Annotated in this window: 1 protein-coding gene and 1 pseudogene; both read left to right on the top strand. The window is 58.3% G+C overall.

Annotation, left to right across the window (positions count from 1 at the left end; genetic code table 11):
• Positions 1-30 precede the first annotated feature (30 nt).
• Positions 31-611, top strand: a pseudogene (locus BFF42_RS14000) (tail assembly protein).
• Positions 612-952: 341 nt separating this feature from the next.
• Positions 953-3,120, top strand: a 2,168-nt coding sequence (locus BFF42_RS13995; RefSeq protein ID WP_146759049.1) for a TipJ family phage tail tip protein, incomplete at its 3' end; no start/stop codon positions are given.

Raw genomic sequence — 3,120 nt, 5'->3', positions numbered from 1 at the left:
CAACGATTTGGCCGCCGCCTCAGCCTGTATGTGAACACGGCAGCGGAAGCCATTCGCGCCCTGTCGATGCAGATGCCGGGCTTTCGCCGTCAGATGAACGAAGGCTGGTACCAGATACGTATTGCCGGTGATGACACGGCACCGGAGGCGTGTATGCCCGTCTTCACGAACAGCTGGGTGAGGGAACGGTCATCCACATTGTGCCGCGACTGGCCGGGGCCGGAAAGGGTGGACTGCAGATTGTGTTGGGGGCGGCAGCCATCGTGGGCTCTTTCTTCACTGCCGGGGCATCAATGGCGTTATGGGGTTCAGCCCTGGCAGCCGGTGGTTTTTCTGCCACCACGATGCTGTTTTCACTTGGAGCCAGCATGATTCTGGGCGGTGTGGCCCAGATGCTGGCCCCGAAGGCAAAAACACCGGATTACCGCGCAACGGATAACGGCAGACAGAACACGTACTTTTCCTCGCTGGATAACATGATTGCCCAGGGGAACCCGATGCCGGTGCCTTACGGGGAAATGCTGGTTGGCTCCCGCCGTATATCCCAGGACATCAGCACCCGTGATGAAGGCGGGGGCGGAAAGGTCGTGGTTATCGGGCGACAGGGATAAAACATAAAAAAATCCCGCAGTGATCGCGGAGCTGCGGGGACAGACAAATGAAGATCAATGTGAAGGAGTTGTTTTTGTTACTCGGGCAAAAAAACACTAACGCAGCGAAATTATAAGCGCCACAGTCAGTGTGTGAAAATGTGAAGATATTCAGAATTTTTATGCCATTACCGGTTTTAACCAACAGGATTATCGGTGGGCATGAAAGAAAACCCCGGTATCTGCTGATACCGGGGTTTTCTTTAGCATGGCAGAAATGTGTTTCATGCTTTTCGGGCGAAGGATATCCGACTTCTGTACGGAATGGCAAGTGGCGGTTAATTTATTCAGGGGAAGGCTGTATGGGAAAAGGTGGCGGTAAGGCACACACGCCTCGTGAGGCGAAGGATAATCTCAAATCCACGCAGATGATGAGTGTGATTGATGCGATTGGTGAGGGACCGATAGAAGGTCCGGTGAAGGGACTGCAGAGTATTCTGGTGAACAAAACCCCACTGACGGACACGGACGGCAATCCCGTGATACACGGTGTGACGGCGGTCTGGCGCGCCGGGGAGCAGGAGCAGACACCACCGGAAGGCTTTGAGTCCTCCGGAGCTGAAACCGGACTGGGCGTGGAAGTGACGAAGGCAAAACCGGTGACGCGCACCATTACGTCCGCGAACATTGACCGCCTGCGGGTTACCTTCGGGGTGCAGTCACTGGTGCAGACCACGTCAAAGGGCGACCGTAATCCTTCCTCTGTCCGGATTCTGATTCAGTTACAGCGTAATGGCCGCTGGGTGACGGAAAAGGACGTCACCATTAACGGCAAGACCACCTCACAGTTCCTGGCCTCGGTGATTCTGGATAATCTGCCTCCCCGCCCCTTTAACATCCGGATGGTCAGGGAGACGGCGGACAGCACCACGGACCAGCTGCAGAACAGAACGCTGTGGTCGTCATACACCGAAATCATCGATGTGAAACAGTGCTACCCGAACACGGCCATTGTGGGGATGCAGGTGGATGCGGAGCAGTTTGGTGGTCAGCAGATGACGGTGAACTACCATATCCGCGGTCGCATCATCCAGGTGCCGTCAAACTATGACCCGGAAAAACGCACGTACAGTGGTATCTGGGACGGCAGTCTGAAACCGGCATACAGCAACAACCCGGCCTGGTGCCTGTGGGACATGCTGACTCACCCGCGCTACGGCATGGGAAAACGTCTGGGGGCGGCGGATGTGGACAAGTGGGCGCTGTATGCCATCGGGCAGTACTGCGACCAGACGGTCCCGGATGGTTTCGGGGGGACCGAGCCGCGGATGACCTTTAATGCGTACCTGGCACAACAGCGTAAGGCGTGGGACGTTCTCAGTGATTTCTGCTCTGCGATGCGCTGTATGCCGGTATGGAACGGCCAGATGCTGACGTTTGTTCAGGACCGCCTGTCGGATGTGGTGTGGCCGTACACCAACAGCGATGTGGTGGTGGATGATAACGGCGTGGGGTTCCGCTACAGCTTCAGTGCCCTGAAGGACCGGCACACGGCGGTGGAGGTGAATTACACCGACCCGCAGAACGGCTGGCAGACCTCCACGGAACTGGTGGAAGACCCGGAAGCCATACTGCGCTACGGGCGCAATCTGCTGAAGATGGACGCGTTCGGCTGTACCAGCCGCGGTCAGGCCCACCGTGCCGGACTGTGGGTGATAAAGACCGAACTGCTGGAAACGCAGACGGTGGACTTCACGCTCGGGTCTCAGGGGCTGCGGCACACACCCGGTGACATTATTGAAATCTGTGATAATGACTATGCCGGGACCCTGACCGGCGGACGTGTCCTGTCCATTGATGCTGCCACCCGCACCCTGACGCTGGACCGTGAGGTTACCCTGCCGGAGACAGGTACATCGGCGGTGAACCTGATTAACGGCAGCGGTAAGCCGGTGAGTGTGGACATCACCGCACACCCCGCGCCGGACCGGATACAGGTCAGTACCCTGCCTGATGGTGTGGAGACATACGGGGTGTGGGGACTCTCCCTGCCGTCACTGCGCCGTCGCCTGTTCCGCTGTGTCTCCGTCCGGGAAAACACGGACGGCACCTTTGCCATCACGGCGGTGCAGCACGTGCCGGAAAAAGAAGCCATCGTGGATAACGGTGCCCGCTTTGAGCCGCAGTCAGGCTCCCTGAACAGCGTCATCCCACCGGCAGTGCAGCACCTGACGGTGGAGGTGAGCGCAGCTGACGGCCAGTATCTGGCACAGGCGAAATGGGACACGCCGCGGGTGGTGAAGGGGGTGCGCTTCAGTCTGCGACTGACCAGCGGAAGCGGAGAAGACAGCCGTCTGGTGACCACCGCTATCACTGCGGATACAGAGCATCGTTTCAGTGGTCTGCCGCTCGGGGAATACACCCTGACAGTCAGGGCAATTAACAGTTATGGCCAGCAGGGCGAACCGGCCACCACCACCTTCCGGATTAACGCGCCAGCAAAACCCGCCACCATTGAACTGACGCCGGG

This window comes from Shigella sp. FC1661, from assembly GCF_001712525.1.
Taxonomy (GTDB): domain Bacteria; phylum Pseudomonadota; class Gammaproteobacteria; order Enterobacterales; family Enterobacteriaceae; genus Escherichia; species Escherichia coli.
This window is presented reverse-complemented; position numbering and strand designations above follow the sequence as displayed.